Raw genomic sequence first — 16176 nt, forward strand, 5'->3', positions numbered from 1 at the left:
TGTCGGGATCCTTTTGGATCCGGGCAGGCCACGGCCTTTTTTAACGAGACATCTGGCAGGCGGCAGGGACGATGTTTCGGCCAGGTTTCCTTTTCCTCCCCCTCCCGGGCACCTCGGTGATCTACATGTTCGCTTCCCGCAACAACACGTGCGTCCAGGTGAAACTTCCCTCGGCAATGCTTGAAGGCATCAACCACCAGGCACGAGGGGACGATACGTCTTGAGCGCACAGCTAGAGCAGGAACAACATCGCACCGGCACGCCGACAACGCAGGCCCGTCTCGAGATGGGTCCGGGGCGCTGGGTACACAATTGGGATGCCGAAGACCCGGGATTTTGGGAAGGCATCGGTCGCACCACCGCCAATACCAATCTTCGCTGGTCGATCTTCGCCGAATTCCTGGGGTTCGTGATCTGGCAGCTCTTTGCGGTGGTCGCGGTCTATCTTCCGGCCGCCGGTTTCCAGCTGAGCACCACCCAGCTCTTCTGGTTGATCTCCATGCCCAGCCTGGTCGGTGCCACGCTGCGGATCCCCTACACCTTCATGGTCGCCCGCTTCGGTGGGCGAAACTGGACGATTGTCTCGGCCCTGTTGCTGCTGATTCCGGCCGGCGGACTGGCCCTGGCAGTCTCAAACCCAGCGACCCCCTTCTGGTTGTTGCTGACGCTGGCCGGTCTGGCAGGATTCGGCGGCGGCAACTTCGCCTCCTCGATGGCCAACATCACCTATTTCTTCCCTGCCTCGCAGAAGGGCTGGGCGCTGGGACTGAACGCCGCCGGAGGCAACCTGGGTGCTGCAGTGGCCCAACTGCTCGTCCCCATCGCCATCACCATTTTCGCCGCCGGTTCCCTGCAGCTGCCGCTGGCGGGGCTGATCTGGATCCCGCTGATCCTTCTGGCCGCCTACGGCGCCAAGCGCAACATGCACAACCTGAGCACCGCCCGCTCGGACGTACGAGGCGCACTGGCCTGCCTGCGCGAACCGCACCTGTGGATCATTGCCGCTCTCTACATCGGAACCTTCGGCTCCTTCATCGGTTTCTCGGCCGTCTTCCCCAAGCTGATCCACGACACCTTCCCGCAATATTCATCCTTCACCCTGGGCACCGCGGCACTCTCCCTGGCGTTCCTCGGACCGCTGGTGGGGTCCCTGGCCAGGCCGGCCGGCGGCAAGCTCGCCGACAAGATCGGCGGGGCGCGCATCACCCTGTGCGCCCTGGCGGTCATGGGCCTGGTGACCCTGGGCGTGGTGCTGATCCTGCCGGCGGCCAACTTCTGGGTGTTCCTGGCCCTGTTCCTGGTGCTCTTTGCCGCCAGCGGCATCGGCAACGGCTCGACCTACCGGATGATCCCCGTCGTTTTCGCCCTGCGCGCGGAAAACAACACAGGCAACGTCTCTGCGGCACGCAAGGGTGCCGCGGCCCTCGGATTGATCTCTGCCATCGGCGCCTACGGCGGCTTCATGATTCCGCAGGCCCTGGGACTGTCCCTGTCCCGCAGCGGCTCCTACACGGCGGCTTTTGTGCTCTTCGTGGCGCTGTACGCGGCCCTGATGTTCCTGGTCTGGTTCTGCTACATCCGCCGCGGCACGGCCTTTGCCGGTCGGAGCATCTAAATGACGATCACCGCCCCAGACCCCAAAACCACGCCCACGCACTGCCCGTACTGCGCCCTGCAATGCGGCATCAGCCTGGACCCCAGCCCGGGTGCCGGTGCGCGGGAACCGGTGTTGCTGACCGGGCGTGACTTCGAGACCAATGCCGGGGCGCTGTGCCGCAAGGGATACAGCGCGGCCAACCTGCTCAACCACCCCGAACGGCTGGGCAGTCCGCTGCTCCGCCGACCCGACGGCGGCTTCGAACCGGTGGGCTGGGATGAGGCACTTGACCTGCTGGCCTCCCGCGCGGCATCCATCCGCAAGGAGCACGGGGCCGACGCGGTGGCGGTCTTCGGTGCCGGCGGGCTGACCAACGAAAAGGCCTACCAGCTCGGGAAGTTCGCCCGCCTCGCCCTTGGCACCTCGCGCATCGACTACAACGGGCGCTTCTGCATGTCCTCCGCGGCTGCGGCGGGAAACCGGGCCTTCGGCCTGGACCGTGGCCTGCCCTTCCCGCTGGCGGACCTTGATGCCGCCTCGATGATCCTGATGCTGGGCTCGAACGTCGCCGAGACCATGCCGCCGTTTGTCCGGCATCTGGAAAACGCGCGCGCTTCCGGTGGACTCATCGTGGTCGACCCGCGCAGGTCCGCCACCGCCGAACTGTGTGTGGGCGGATCCGGCTGGCACCTGCAGCCCACGCCCGGCACCGACCTGCAGCTGCTGCTGGGCCTGGCGCACGTGCTGCTGGCAGAATCCCTGGTCGACGGCCACTACCTTGCCACGCGCACCAACGGGCTGGCGGGACTGCGGGCCTCGGTTGGCGCCTGGTGGCCCGAACGCGTCGCCACCATCACCGGCGTTCCCGCCGCGGAGATCCGGCGCACCGCCCGCGCCCTGGCCGCCGCGGCCGCCGCCGCCAAGACCGGCGGCGGTGGCGTGTACATCCTGACCGGGCGCGGGGTCGAACAGCACGCCAACGGCACCGACACCACCACCGCCGCCATCAACCTCGCACTGTTGCTGGGCCTGCCGGGCACCCTGGCCGGGGGTTTTGGCACCATCACCGGCCAGGGCAATGGCCAGGGCGGGCGCGAGCACGGGCAGAAGTCCGACCAGCTTCCCGGCTACCGCAAGATCACCGATCCCGCCCACCGCAAACATGTGGCCAGGGTATGGGGCGTGGCCCCCGAAACCCTTCCCGGTCCCGGCATCCCGGCCACCGAGCTTTTGCACACCTTGGGCACCGAATCCGGATCCCGCATGCTCATGGTCCACGCCTCCAACCCCGTCGTTTCCTCCCCCGATGCCTCCAAGGTCCTGGAGGGCCTGCGCCGCCTGGACTTCCTGGTGGTCTGCGACTTCTTCCTCTCCGAGACCGCAGCGGAGGCGGACCTCGTTCTGCCGGTGCTGCAGTGGGCCGAGGAAGAGGGCACCATGACCAACCTCGAGGGTCGGGTCCTGCGTCGCAGGGCGGCACTGGTCCCGCCCGAGGGGGCGCGCGGCGAATTGTGGATCATGGCCGAACTCGCCAAGCGGCTGGATTCCCCCGGAACGTTTTCGGCCGACGCCCGCGAGGTCTTCGAGGAGTTGCGCCTGGCTTCGGCCGGCGGGCTGGCCGATTATTCCGGCGTTGACTGGGACGACCTTGACGCGGGGGCGGCCGTTTACTGGCCCTGCCCCGCCGGCCACGAGGTGTCCCGGGTTCCGGGGCAGCGTTCGGGCACCCCGCGGCTCTTCCTGGAAGGGTTTGCCCATCCCGATGGAAAGGCACTTCTGGTCCCTGTGCACTCGCGCGCCCGCGTCGAGGCGCTGCACGCCGAAGGCCAGTTGGCCCTGGTCACCGGGCGGTTGCTGGAACACTACCAATCCGGGGCGCAAACCCGCCGGGTCGCCGAACTGGCGGGGGCGGCACCCGAGGCCCGGCTGGAAATCCATCCCGGCACCGCACGCGCCCACGGCATCACCGAAGGCCAACGCGTCGCAGTGCGCAATGTGCGCGGGGAGGTCGTGGCCCGGGCGGCCCTGAGCACTGCGGTCCGCCTGGACACCGTGTTCCTGCCCTTCCACTTTGCCGGGGCCCAGAACGCCAACCTGCTCACCGGTTCCCAGGTGGATCCTCTCAGCGCCATGCCCGAATTCAAGAACGCACCAGTGTCCCTGCACCCGTTGGGAGATGAATCATGATTGAGACGATCCGCGAACGCATCCTGGTCATCGGCTTCGGTCCGGTCGCGGCCTCGTTGCTGGAGGGACTGCTTCCGGGCCTGGCCGCGGGCCTGTTCACCGTCGATGTCGTCTCGGCCGAGGAACATGCCGCCTACAACCGCGTGCTCTTGGCCGAGGTGGCCAGCGGCGCGACCTCGGCGGAGCACCTGGCGATGATCGATCCGTTGCGCCTGGTGGCGGCGGGCGTCGGTTTGCACCTGGGGGAAACCGTCACGCGGGTGGACCGCTCGCGCCGCCGGGTGCACCTGGACTCGGGACGAACGCTGGGCTATGACCGGCTGGTGTTCGCCACCGGCGCCCGCCCGGTGGTGCCGACGCTGAACGGGCTGGACTTCGCCCCGCATGCCGAGGCCAACCTGCCCTCCGGCGTCATGGCGCTGCGCACCCTCGAGGATGCCGCTGCGCTGAACCGGGTGCTGGAGTCCGGCGGCCGGGTGTTGGTGCTCGGTGGCGGCATCCTGGGCATCGAGGCAGCCCTTGCCATGGCAGAGGCCGGGCACCGTCCGGTGCTGGTGCACCACGGTCCCGCCCCGCTGGGCCGTGCCGTGGACACCGATGGCGGCATGCTTTTGGCCCGCTGCCTGCGTAGCGCCGGCGTCGAGGTCGTCTCCGGGGTCCGCGCCACGGCCGTGCGCCGGGATTCCTCGGGATTCACCGCTCTGGCGACCGAGGACCATGGCGAGATCGCCGGGGATGCGCTGATGCTCTCTTGCGGGGTGCGGGCACGCACCGAGCTGGCCGCCGGTTGCGGGCTGAAGGTCGGCAGGGGCATCCACACCAACGAATATCTGGTGGCCGACACCGAGAACCGGGTCTTTGCGCTGGGAGACTGCGCCGAGGTGGCGGGAGCAGCCCCGGCCGGGTTGTTGGCCCCGGGCTGGGCGCAGGCCGCATGGTTGGCGGATTTTCTGCTCACCCACCGGGCGCCGGCCCCCGACGCGGCGAGCGCGCCCCTGGATCCAACGACTGCCGCACCGAGGCACGGTGCCTCAAACGTCTTGATGCTCAAGGGCCAGGGCCTGGAACTGGTGGTTGCCGGAAACGTGATGGCCGGCCCGTGGGACGAGGGCCAGGCGCGGGTGAGCGTGTTTGCCGATCCGAAGGCAGGCCGATACCTCAAGCTTGTCACGGAGCAGGATGTGCTGACCGGGTTCCTGGCGATCGGGTTGCCGCGCACGGGTGCCGAAATGGTGCTGGCCTTTGAACGGGGCAGCACGTTGCCGGAAGATCGATCCTCGTTGCTGCGGCTCGATGACCCGGGCCTTGACGATTCACTGGTTGCCGCGGGTGCCGATGACCAGCTTTGCCGTTGCTCGGGTGCCACCCACGGGCAGGTGGCCCACGCCGTGGAAGAAGGTTGCTCCACGGTGGCCGAGGTCGGTGCCGCTTGCCGGGCAGGCACGGGCTGCGGCGGGTGCCGCGGGAAGATCGAAGCGCTGTTGCGTGTCCCTGTCCCGGCTTAGACACATCGAGCAGGGGAGGTCGCCGTTCGAAAACTCAGGAATCTTCGTCGGGATGTCCGCTACGCAGTCCGATACGGCGGCCAATCGCGCCCAGCGCGGCCAGAGGAGCGCTGAGCATGCGGTGTTGTGACGCGGTCGCAAAATCGAATTCCTCGCGATAGGCGTCCAGCAGCACCGCCATCTGCAGCGGGTTTCGGGGAAGTCCCGCGGCATTGGCCTTGCCCTCGGATGCCAGCAGACAGAACATTGCAAAGAATTCCTCGGAGTGCAGTGCGGGGCTCAGCCGCACGATCGCATGTGCGGTCTCCCCGGCATTGCCCCATCGGTGTGCGGTACCCGGCGGAATGACGCCAACTTCGCCAGGACCCAGCACCGTTCGCTTGTCACCTTTTACCAAGTCAAGACGCCCGAAAACCGTGGTGAAGCGCTCTTCCTGATTCGGATGGCGGTGGGCGGCCGCCACCCGCGCGCCCGGTGCCAAGTACAGATCAAACTCGCAGTATTCCCCACCCGTTGACACTCGCGTCGCCCGCCAGACAAATCGTTCGCCGGAGCGGGCATTGATCATCTCTTCTCCAATTTGCACCATGTTCCGAGACTAGACTCACTGCCACCCCAAGGCCATGGCCACGGTGATTTCAGTGCCCGCGTCTTGCCCCGATCCGGGGGCAGGCTCGATGCGCCTCGACTGGCTGATATATATATGCCTTCGGAGTTGACCGGCAAACCCACGTCTATCCCGCGGGTCCCTGTTCCGGCCTAAACGCGGGACTCGGCAGCGGACATCGCATAAAGGGCATTGGCGTCGGCGCCTCGCGCCCCAAGCAGCAAAGCGCCGACGTCAATGTTTCCCCCCTGCCGTCGGGAACCGGTGGCCCGGTCCCGGCACATTTAGCCTTGCCCGATGTCCTGGGTAATCCAGAACTCCGCGCCCGTTGGATCCTTCAGCGCTGCATTGCGCCCGAAGGGCGTATCTTCCGCAGGCTGGACGACCTCGCCACCCAATGCCAAGGTCTTTTCGATGATGGCGTCGGCGTTCTCAACCGCGAAGTACACATGCCAGCTGGCCGGTGCGCCCGCGGGCAGGAACGAACTGGCATCCATGATCCCTGCCTTGGAATCATCCCCGGCACCGAGTGTGGTGTATCGGAATTCATCGGTGTCGCCCACCACCGCGGTGTCCCAGCCGAAGACGTCCTCATAGAACTTCACGGTCGGGGCAAAGTCCCGGGTAAAAAGTTCGTGCCAGGCGGGTGCACCGTTTTCGGCAGCCACTTCGTATCCGGTGTGCCCGCCAAACTCCCAGATCCCCACCGCCGCGCCTCCGGGGTCCCCGAACATCGCCATCTTGCCCTGCTCGGGAACCTCCATGGGCGGCAGGTAGACCTGCCCGCCGTGCTCGGCCGCGGCCTTCGTTGCGGCGTCAATGTCATCCACCCGCAGATAGGTGGTCCAGACATCCGGGGACCCGGAGGTGCCGTCGTTGTTCATGATCCCGGCTACCATCTTCCCTTCCTTGGAAGCGGTGATGTAGCCGCCATACAGTTCTGCATCCCCGGCCTCGTAGGTCCAGCCGAAGAGCTCGGTGTAGAACGCCTGGGATTTCTCCGGGGCGGAGGTCAGCAGGTCGATCCAGCAGGGAGCGCCGACGGTGAGTTCCGGCTTGGGCATGGTGCCTCCAACGCAATGAATGAGGGTGTGTAACGTGGGTCCAGGCGTGAGTCTATGCCCGCGGTGGCGACACATCAATGGGCTGAAGCCACGTACCGGGCAGTAAGTAGGATGGAGCGTCGGTCCGTCTCATCCGCCGCCCTGGCACCGTGGCCCCGGCGGACCGGAATTCTTCCCCGAACGCACACCCCCCGACGTTCGGACAAACAGGGTTACGCCGAGGCGTACATCCATGTACGTCATGCCGTACTATGAATTACCCGTTGTTTTCACCCACCGACACACCGCCCCGCATAGGACCTCAATGACGAATCCTTCCCGCATCCGCGCCTTCACTTCCTGGCGCCGCCAGCTGTCCGCGGCCCTGGCCTGCCTGGCACTTGCCGCGACGCTTTCCGGATGCGACTCCCCCGGTGCCATTTCCGGCCAGGACGACTCCGACCGCCCAGTGGTGCTGACCACCTTCACCGTGCTGGCCGACATCGCCAGGAACGTTGGCGGGGACAAGATCACCGTCGAGTCGATCACCAAGGCAGGTGCCGAGATCCACGGCTATGAACCCACGCCGCAGGACATCGCCAAGGCCTCGCGCGCGCATCTGATCCTTGACAACGGATTGAACCTCGAGGCCTGGTTCGAGCAGTTCATCGTCGAACTCGACGTGCCGCACGTGGTGGTCAGCGAAGGGGTCGAGGTCATGGACATCTCCGAGGACGCCAATGCCGGCCTGCCCAACCCGCACGCCTGGATGAGCCCGGTCAACGTGCAAGTATACGTGGAAAACATCCGCGACGCCTTTATCGAACTCGACCCGGAAAACCGCGAGTACTACACCCGAAATGCAACTGCCTACAACGCAGAGCTGGAAACGCTGGAGAAGAACCTGGTCCAGGGACTCTCCGGGCTCAAGGAAAATGAGCGTGCTCTGGTGACTTGCGAGGGCGCCTTCTCCTACCTGGCCCGCGACGCCGGCCTCACCGAAAAGTACATCTGGGCGGTCAACGCCGAACAGCAGGCCACCCCGCGGCAGATCGCCTCGGCCATCGAGTTCGTCAAGGACAACGAGGTGCCCGCGGTGTTCTGCGAATCCACCGTCTCCGACGCCCCGATGCAGCAGGTCGTGCAGGGCTCCGGAAGCACCTATGGCGGCACCCTGTTCGTCGATTCGCTCTCCGAGGCTGATGGCCCGGTGCCCACCTACCTCGATCTCATCCGGCACGACACCGACGTGATCCTTCAGGCCCTGACCGGGGACAAGCCATGAGCGCCCCGGCCATCACCGTCCAGGACCTCACCGTGCGCTACGGGGATGTCCTGGCCCTGAAGGATGCCCGCCTGGAATTGAAGAACTCGCGGATTTGTGGCCTGGTGGGCATGAACGGTTCGGGGAAATCGACGCTGTTCAAGGCCATCATGGGCCTGGTCAAGCCGGACTCCGGGACGGTGCGCGTCAACGGCGGCACTCCCGCCCAGGCCCGCAAGTCGGCGGCCATCGGCTACGTGCCGCAAAGCGAAGACGTCGACTGGGCCTTCCCGGTCTCGGTGCACGACGTGGTCATGATGGGCCGCTACGGGCACATGGGTTTCACCCGCCGCCCCTCCAAGGCCGACAAGCTGGCGGTCGACGAGGCCCTTGAACGCGTGGAACTCACCGATTACGCCCAGCGGCAGATCGGGCAACTCTCCGGCGGGCAGAAAAAGCGCGCCTTCGTGGCCCGCGGCATCGCCCAGGACGCCACGATCCTGCTGCTCGATGAACCTTTCGCCGGGGTCGACAAGCGCTCCGAGGCCACGATCACCCGGCTGCTGCGCGAGCAGGCACGGGCAGGGGCGGCGATCCTGATCTCCACCCACGACCTGCACGCCCTGCCCGAACTGGCCGACGAGGCGGTGCTGCTGCTGCAGCGGGTGCTCATGCACGGGGATCCCAAGACGGTCCTGCGCCCCGAAAACCTTGCCCTGGCCTTCGGCCTTGACGTGCTGGGACGGGGGGACGCAGCATGAACCTCCTCGACTTGCTCCTCGAGCCGCTTGGCTACGGCTTCATGATCAACGCTCTGGCCACGGCGGTGACCGCCGCTGCCGTCTGCGCGGCGCTCTCCTGCTGGCTGGTGCTGATCGGCTGGTCGCTGATGGGCGATGCCGTCTCCCACGCGGTGCTCCCGGGCGTCGTGCTGGCCTACGTGTTCTCGGTGCCCTTCGCGATCGGCGCGCTGCTCTTCGGTTTCCTTGCCGTGGCATTGATCGGGGCGGTGCGCGACACCAGCCGCATCAAGGAGGACGCGGCCATCGGCATTGTCTTCTCCACGCTCTTTGCCCTGGGCCTGGTGCTGATCTCCGTCACCCCCTCGCAGACCGACCTGGGCCACATCATCTTCGGAAATCTTCTGGGGGTTTCCAAGCCCGAGCTCATCCAGATCGTCATCCTGGGCGTGCTGGCCCTGGGTGCATTGCTGCTCAAGCGCCGGGACTTCACGCTCTTTGCCTTCGATGCCACCCACGCCCACGCCATCGGTCTGAATCCGCGCCTGCTGGGTGCTGCGCTGCTGGGCCTGCTGGCACTGACCTCGGTGGTGGCGCTCCAGGCGGTGGGTGTCATCCTGGTGGTCGCCATGCTGATCATCCCCGGCGCCACGGCGCATCTGCTCACCGACAGGTTCGGGCGGATGCTGGTCATCGCCCCGGCTGTCTCTGTGGCCTGCGCGGTCATCGGGCTGTACGTCAGCTACTACCTGGACACGGCCTCGGGCGGCATGATCGTGCTGACCCAGGGAGCGGTGTTTGCCCTGGTCTACCTCTTCAGCCCCACCCAGGGGCTGCTGGGACGCCGTGTCTCCAGATCGGCGCGCCGCCTGCGCACCCCCAAGTAATACCCGTCCACCCGAAGCGGCGGACTCCAGGCCGTAGGGGGGGGTGCCTGCCCGTCCCGACAGGCTTTCCACAAGGTACAAAAGAAGCCGATGTTGCGCTGCAACATCGGCTTCTCGTGTGTTTGCTGTGGGTGCGGAGTGGGGGTGTTACTCGGCCAGCGTGTGCGATTCGGTCGCGCTGCGCTCGATCGTCTCCACCTTTTCGTCGGACGGATCCTGTGCCTGCGCACCGAGGTGGCCGCGGGTGAGCTTGTTCATGATCAGTGCGATGGCGCCGTCGCCGGTCACGTTGGTTGCCGTGCCGAAGCTGTCCAGCGCGATGTATGCGGCGAACATCAGGCCAACCTCGACCTCGCCGAAGCCGAGCATCTGGGCCAGCAGGCCGGCCGCGGCGGCGATCGCGCCGCCGGGAACGCCCGGGGCGGCGATCATCATGACACCGAGCATCAGGATGAACGGGAGGTACGCGCCAAAGGTGACGTCACCGCCGGTGAGCAGCAGCACCGCGATCGAGAAGCAGGTGATCTTGACCATCGAGCCGGAGAGGTGGATCGTGGCGCACAGCGGGATCACGAAACCGGCCACCGAGTCGGAGACGCCGTTCTTCTTGGTTGAGGCCAGCGTGACCGGAATCGTCGCGGCCGAGGAGGAGGTGCCCAGCGCGGTGAAGTAGGCATCGCGCATGCGCCACAGTGCCTTGAGCGGGTTTTGCCCCGTCATCGATCCGGCCACGGAGTACTGCACCAGCAGCACGACAAACGTCAGGGCAAAGGATACGAGGGCCACGAGCAGGAACTTGGTGACCACGGCGACGGCGGCACCGCTGGCCGAGAGGTCCATGAAGATTCCGAAGATGAACAGCGGCAATGCGGGGACGATGATGCGGCGGATCACGGATTCGATGATCGTGCGGAATTCGACGGCTCCGCGGAAGAGCACCTTGGAATGGAACGCGGTCAGGCCCACGCCGATCACGAAGGCGAGCACGAGTGCGCTCATCACGCCGATGACCGGCTCAAGCACGATCTCGGTGGCCGAGTCGCCGGCACTGGCCACCAGCGTGATGTAGGGGGTGAAGCCCGAATCGGATTCTTCGCCCAAGGCCTCGAGGCCGCCGCCCGACAAGGACGGAGTGAACAGCCAGCGGCTCACGAAGTAGGCGAGCAGTCCGGCGAGGATCGTGGAGCCGTAGGCGATGGCGGCGGTGATCCCGAGCCATTTGCCGGCACCCTTGCCGAGTTCGGCGATTGCCGGTGCGACCAGGCCCAGGATGATCAGCGGCACGATGAAGCCGAGGAAACCCGAGAAAATCGAGTTGTAGGTCAGGAATGCCCCACCGAGCCAAGCCGGCATGATCGGCCCAGTCAGTATGCCCAGGACAATGGCCAGGAGAATCCAGCCAAGCAGGGGAATCGATTTGAGCAGCTTCATGGGGGGTCCTTAAGTCGACGGGGTCGGGTCGCACGGCGATGCGCAAGCTGGTTTGTGGCGCAGCCCACGCCTCAGCCATATTAGACGCTGTGAGCCATTCCTCGAAATCAGTCGCTTTGACTCAAGATTAGTGCTCGCAAGAATCCTTGCGTGCCTCAGTTAATTTGCTCGCCAAATGGAACGTCAACGCCCTGGGCCCGCGTCTTGGCCCGGTTAATGAGCTGGTTCCGGTTGGTCTTGAGGCTGCGGGTGATGACCGTCGGGTTCAGGAACCGTTGGATAGCCGCGAGCGCCTCGGTATGGAACTGGCTTATGGCCTCGTGCTCCAGCAGCCGCTGGTACGCCGTGCGCACCTTATCGCAGGCGCCTTTCCGGCGGCTCGATAGCGCCGTGGTATGAGACCGACAGTGATTTTTCCTGCGTGTTCACCGGCACCGGACCTATGCTTAAGTTGACGCTTGTCCGTACCGCCGAAGGAGATCTCGGATGTCGCGCATCATTTCGACCGGAATGGCCAAGACCGGCCTCCTGCTCGGCTACAAAGTCGCCCGCGATACGGGCAACCGTCAGGCAGGTGGTGCCGTTTTGGCGGCATGCGGCCTGGCCGCCTTCACCGTCTGGAAAAACGACGCCGGCACGGCACGGGCGGCCGCCCTCACTTGCACGTACATCGCGGCATTCGTTGCGTCCCACCCACTGGCCAAAAAGATCGGTGCCTGGCCGGCAGTATTCACCGTCACCGGGGTCGCAGCGCTGGCCTCGATGATCTTTGGCGGACACCGCAAGGAATCCTAGTTCTACCTTCGCGCCAGTTCCGGTCCTTTTATACGCCGCCTGGAACTTTCAGGGATACCGCCCACAAAATGGCTAAGCATAGTCAAGATGTCGTTGAAAGGGACCGGGAAGTCTATTCGGCGATGCGGCAGCCCCGCTGGGCGGTCAAGGATCCCGTCCGGAGGAACCTGCCATGCATGTCTTGATCATGTCGTTCGGGACCCGCGGCGACATCCAGCCCTACGCCGCCCTCGCCGGCGCGCTCGCCCGCGCCGGGCACGACGTCACCCTCGCCGTCCCCGAGGGGTTCGCGGATCTGATCCCGCACAGCGGTCCCGGGACCATCACGCACCAGCCCGCCGGCTCCACGATGCTGCGCCTACTCCAGGAAGTCATGCCGGATCTGAGTGGACCCCTGGATGCGTGGCGAACGCTGGGGATCATGAGCACCGCGATGCGCGAGCTGAACGCGGAGTGTTGGGCTGCCGCGCAGGCGGCGCACCCGGACGTTGTCGTGTACCACCCCAAGTGTCTTGCCGGGCAGCACATCGCCGAGGCGCTGGGCGTGCCCGGCGTGCTGTCGCTCCCGCTGCCGTTTTTCACCCCAACGCGTGCGCACGCGATGCCGTTCTTCGGCGGCGCCTCCTTCGGTGCGTGGGGAAATCGCGCGACCTACGGGTTCAGGCGGATGGCCGGTGTCATGTATGGCGGCATGGTCAACGACTTCCGGCGCGAGGTCGGTCTGGGTCGCATCGGCCACCTCGCGGACCCGCTCAGGAATTCGGACGGCAGCTCGGTCCACGTCATGTACCCGTACAGCAGGCACGTTCTGCCGGTCCCCGCGGACTACCCGCCTTCGGCCCACGTCACTGGGTACTGGTTCCTGGATGACGTCGACGGCGCCGCCTGGGAGCCGCCGGCGCACCTGGCGGACTTCCTCGCGGCAGGTGAGCCTCCGGTCTATGTCGGGTTCGGCTCCATGGGCTTCGGCAAGGGAGCGAACGAGCGCCGAGACACCATCCTGGCCGCACTGCGGGTCCACGGCCTGCGCAGGATCATCGCGACCGGCTGGGGAGGCATCACTCCCGGCGAGGCCGGGACCGAGGACGTGCTGGTCATCGAGGGCGCGCCCCACGCGTGGCTCTTCCCGCGAGTCGCGGCAGTCGTGCACCACGGCGGCGCGGGCTCGACCGCGGCCGGACTGCGGGCGGGTCGCCCGACGCTGGTCGTGCCGTTCCCTGGGGACCAGCCATTCTGGGGAACGCGGGTCCATGCGCTCGGCGTCGGCCCCGCCCCGCTCCCGGCCAGGGACCTGGGCACGGGCCTGGCCAGCAGTCTCGGCGCCCTCGTCCACACCGACTCCTATACCTCCCGCGCCGATGAGATGGGTGCCGCCATCCGCGCTGAAAACGGTCTCGTCGTCGGCGTGCACGTCCTGGAACAGATCACGGGAGTGACAGCCGTCGGCCAATAGGCCATCCCACGGCGATCACCCGGGTGGTCGCGACCACAGCCGGTCTTCCCCGGAGGTGCAGTACCCATGGAGCGTGTCTGCTTCGTCTTGGAAATCGAGCAAGGCACGCATAACATCTGGCCAGCTGCCCAACTCGTATTCGTTCCACCATTCGACACACACCCGGCAGAAGCGCTACCGGACTTCAGTGCTGAATCTTCTCACGGGCGCCACCCTCCCGTGGAATACGGTCCTCCTCGACCGGGCGATCGCCATCTTGATTCAGTAAGGCAACGCCATGAACCCTGATTTGCCGCGATTCCTATCGCTTTGGAGATGCGAACATCAATCACCGGCGACCATTCCTTGCCATACACCATCAAGATCAAGCCCGACAATTGCAGGCCGCCAGGTAAGCCGCCCCGGAGCGACATCGACGGCGAAGCCAGGACCCTGGCAGCGCGTGGTGCCGCTGCCCTTCTAGCCGCGCGAGACGTGCAGCGCCTCGGTGGCCTGGCGTCCCAGGCTGATGGTGCCGGTTCCGTCGGCGACCTGCAGCAGCACCGCATCGGAGAACGGGGCTGCCTCGGTGATGACCAGGTCCACCCCGGGCACAACACCCTGCGCGCTGAGGTACTGCAGCAACGCCGGGTCCTCGTCATTGATCCGCTCCACGGTGACCCGGACGCCGGGCTCCACGGTGCTCAGCAATACGGCGTCAGGCCTGGTCAGCACCCCGTCGGCACTGGGGATCGGGTCCCCGTGCGGATCGCGGTCGGGGTGGCCCAGGAAGGCATCAAGGCGTTCGACCATGAAGTCGCTCATGGCGTGCTCGAGGTTTTCGGCTTCGTCGTGGACCTGGTCCCAGTTGTAGGCCAGGGTCTGGACCAGGAAGGTTTCCAGCAGCCGGTGCCGGCGCACCATGTCCAGTGCGTACTTTCTGCCCACTTCGGTCAGCTCGACGGCACCGTAGCGGGCGTGGCTGACCAGGCCTTGCGCGGTCAGCTTGCGCACCGCATCGGAGACCGAGGAGACCTTCAGCCCGGATTTCTGTGCGATGTCTGTTGCGGTGACGGGATCGTCCGACCATTCGGAGAGCCCCCAAATGACCTTCAAATAGTTTTGCGTGCTGATGGAAAGATCCGAAACCGACATGTGTACGAGTCTACAGAGCGCACCCGCACACCGGTTTCCGGCCCGGGTGTGACATCGCCTGGATCCGGCCCCGCTCGAGGCGGTCGCGGAAGTTCAAAATGCCGTACAGGGGGCTTGGCGCTTGCGCGTGCCCGGAGGCTCCCGCCCATGCGAACGGCCCGGTCGCTTGACCGGGCCGTTCGCGTACATGGACCGGGGTCCGGGTCGCCGTGTACCGCGCGGTTACGCCTGGCCGGCGACCCCGGCCTTGTCCTCGACGTATCGGCCGGTACGGGCCATCATGATGCCGCCCAGAGACATCGGGATGAAGGTTGCCACGTACACCCACAGCGGGACGGTCCAGCCACCGGTGGTGGAGAAGAGCCAACCACCCAGCAGCGGGCCAAGGGTGCCGAAGAGGTAGCCGACGCCCATCGCGAATCCTGCCATGGCCGCGGACCCCGCGGTGGTGCGGCTGCGCAGGTTGAACATCGCGATCGCCAGCGGGAAGGCTCCTCCGGCGAGACCTGCCACCAGGGCGGCGAGCCACAGCGGGCCGATTCCGGTCAGCATCAGCAGGTAGCCCAGCGGGCCGGCCGCCGACAGGATCACCGCGAGGATCGCCGGGTTGCGCATCTTGTTGGCGATCAGCGGGGTGATCACCGCCATCGGGAGGGTCATGAACGTGTAGACGGAAAACGCCGTGGCGGCCGATCCCTTGTCCAGCCCGAAGCCCTGCTGCATGATCGTGGGCAGCCAGGCCAGCATGGCATAGATGTTCAGCGAGGCCATGGCGTAGAACAGTGCGGTTCCGACGGCGACGGGGCTGGCGACCAAGCGGCCCAGGCCCAGACCCGTTCCGGCCGCCGCACCGGCCGTGGCACTCTGCGCCGCGGTGGGGGCACCGCTGCGGCGTTCCTTCAGAAGCACCAGCGTCCAGGGCAGGACGGCGACCAGTGAGAGCACGCCCCACGAGGCGAGCGAGAACTGCCAGCCACCGGCATTGGCCAGCGGGAGCGCCGTCATGGCCGGCAGCGTTGCCCCGGCCTGCATCAGCAGGGCGAAGACGGTGACCATGGAGGCCTGGCGGTCGGGGAAGTGCTTCTTGACCAGCGGGGCGCCAGCCACGTTGCCGAAGCCCATGCCCAGCAGGGCCACGAACGTCAGGGCCATGAAGATCGCGGGGCTGTCGCTGAAGGGACGCACCATGGTGCCGACGGCGGCCAGGATCACGGCGATCAGGGCGGTTGCCTCCAGCCCGATCTTGCGCACAATGACCGGGGCCAGGAAGCCGCCGATGCCGAAGCTCAGCGTGGGCAGCATGCCGATGAAGGTGGCCCCGGCGGTGCCGATGCCCAGTTCGCCGGTGACGGTGGTCAGCAGTGGCGAGAGCCCGGTGACCGCGTAGCGCAGGCCGATGCCCAGCAGCAGCAGCCCAACGATGATGATGATGCGGCCCTTCCACAGCCCGGGGCGGGGGTTGCCCGCGCCTGCGGCCTGTGCAAGGTTTTCGCCGAAAGTGTTACTTGTGGTGGACATGTCCGGTTCTGCGAT

General features: G+C 66.4%; 14 protein-coding genes. 8 read left to right on the forward strand and 6 right to left on the reverse strand.

The window, feature by feature from the left end:
• Positions 1-220 precede the first annotated feature (220 nt).
• The 3 genes from ABD687_RS10540 to ABD687_RS10550 are packed head-to-tail and all read left to right on the forward strand — an operon-like array spanning position 221 to position 5289.
• Positions 221-1615, forward strand: coding sequence for an MFS transporter (locus ABD687_RS10540; protein WP_310291413.1), 1395 nt, complete (start codon positions 221-223; stop codon positions 1613-1615).
• The gene (locus tag ABD687_RS10545) at positions 1616-3784 is read left to right on the forward strand and encodes a molybdopterin oxidoreductase family protein (RefSeq protein WP_310291411.1); all 2169 of its coding nucleotides are present in this window, start codon (positions 1616-1618) and stop codon (positions 3782-3784) included.
• The gene (locus ABD687_RS10550) at positions 3781-5289 is read left to right on the forward strand and encodes an FAD-dependent oxidoreductase (RefSeq protein ID WP_310291408.1); all 1509 of its coding nucleotides are present in this window, start codon (positions 3781-3783) and stop codon (positions 5287-5289) included. The genes ABD687_RS10545 and ABD687_RS10550 overlap by 4 nt, the downstream gene beginning before the upstream one ends.
• Before the next feature lie 34 nt (positions 5290-5323).
• Here ABD687_RS10550 and ABD687_RS10555 read toward each other — a convergent pair whose 3' ends face one another.
• Entirely contained in the window at positions 5324-5878 is a 555-nt protein-coding gene (locus ABD687_RS10555; RefSeq protein WP_310291405.1) for a cupin domain-containing protein, read from the reverse strand.
• Between the two features lie 302 nt (positions 5879-6180).
• Positions 6181-6960: a VOC family protein gene (locus tag ABD687_RS10560; RefSeq protein ID WP_310291402.1), complete on the reverse strand. Its 780-nt coding sequence runs from the start codon at positions 6958-6960 to the stop codon at positions 6181-6183.
• Positions 6961-7264: 304 nt separating this feature from the next.
• On the opposite strand from ABD687_RS10560, the gene ABD687_RS10565 reads away from it, so the two are divergent.
• Genes ABD687_RS10565 through ABD687_RS10575 form a run of 3 tightly spaced genes read left to right on the forward strand, consistent with a single transcriptional unit; the run spans position 7265 to position 9830 of the window.
• A complete protein-coding gene (locus ABD687_RS10565) occupies positions 7265-8224 on the forward strand; it encodes a metal ABC transporter substrate-binding protein (RefSeq protein WP_310291399.1) in 960 nt (319 codons plus the stop codon).
• Positions 8221-8964, forward strand: a complete 744-nt coding sequence (locus tag ABD687_RS10570; protein ID WP_310291396.1) for a metal ABC transporter ATP-binding protein — start codon at positions 8221-8223, stop codon at positions 8962-8964. The genes ABD687_RS10565 and ABD687_RS10570 overlap by 4 nt, the downstream gene beginning before the upstream one ends.
• Positions 8961-9830, forward strand: coding sequence for a metal ABC transporter permease (locus ABD687_RS10575; protein WP_310291391.1), 870 nt, complete (start codon positions 8961-8963; stop codon positions 9828-9830). The genes ABD687_RS10570 and ABD687_RS10575 overlap by 4 nt, the downstream gene beginning before the upstream one ends.
• Positions 9831-9977: 147 nt before the next feature.
• On the opposite strand, the gene ABD687_RS10580 is transcribed toward ABD687_RS10575, so the two are convergent.
• Complete coding sequence (locus ABD687_RS10580) at positions 9978-11261, reverse strand: dicarboxylate/amino acid:cation symporter (RefSeq protein ID WP_264269552.1); 1284 nt, start codon at positions 11259-11261, stop codon at positions 9978-9980.
• 155 nt (positions 11262-11416) lie between these two features.
• On the reverse strand, positions 11417-11614 hold the full coding sequence (locus tag ABD687_RS10585) for a hypothetical protein (protein WP_264269553.1): 198 nt from the start codon (positions 11612-11614) through the stop codon (positions 11417-11419).
• A gap of 133 nt (positions 11615-11747) precedes the next feature.
• Between ABD687_RS10585 and ABD687_RS10590 the strand changes: the two genes are divergently transcribed.
• Both ABD687_RS10590 and ABD687_RS10595 read left to right on the forward strand, forming a co-directional pair.
• On the forward strand, positions 11748-12056 hold the full coding sequence (locus ABD687_RS10590; RefSeq protein WP_264269554.1) for a hypothetical protein: 309 nt from the start codon (positions 11748-11750) through the stop codon (positions 12054-12056).
• 172 nt (positions 12057-12228) lie between these two features.
• Positions 12229-13509: a glycosyltransferase gene (locus ABD687_RS10595; RefSeq protein ID WP_310291387.1), complete on the forward strand. Its 1281-nt coding sequence runs from the start codon at positions 12229-12231 to the stop codon at positions 13507-13509.
• 459 nt (positions 13510-13968) lie between these two features.
• On the opposite strand, the gene ABD687_RS10600 is transcribed toward ABD687_RS10595, so the two are convergent.
• On the reverse strand, positions 13969-14643 hold the full coding sequence (locus ABD687_RS10600) for a metal-dependent transcriptional regulator (protein ID WP_264269556.1): 675 nt from the start codon (positions 14641-14643) through the stop codon (positions 13969-13971).
• A gap of 222 nt (positions 14644-14865) precedes the next feature.
• Positions 14866-16161, reverse strand: a complete 1296-nt coding sequence (locus tag ABD687_RS10605) for an MFS transporter (RefSeq protein WP_264269557.1) — start codon at positions 16159-16161, stop codon at positions 14866-14868.
• Positions 16162-16176: the final 15 nt, after the last annotated feature.

Origin of the sequence: Paeniglutamicibacter sulfureus (assembly GCF_039535115.1) — a bacterium.
GTDB lineage: Bacteria > Actinomycetota > Actinomycetes > Actinomycetales > Micrococcaceae > Paeniglutamicibacter > Paeniglutamicibacter sulfureus.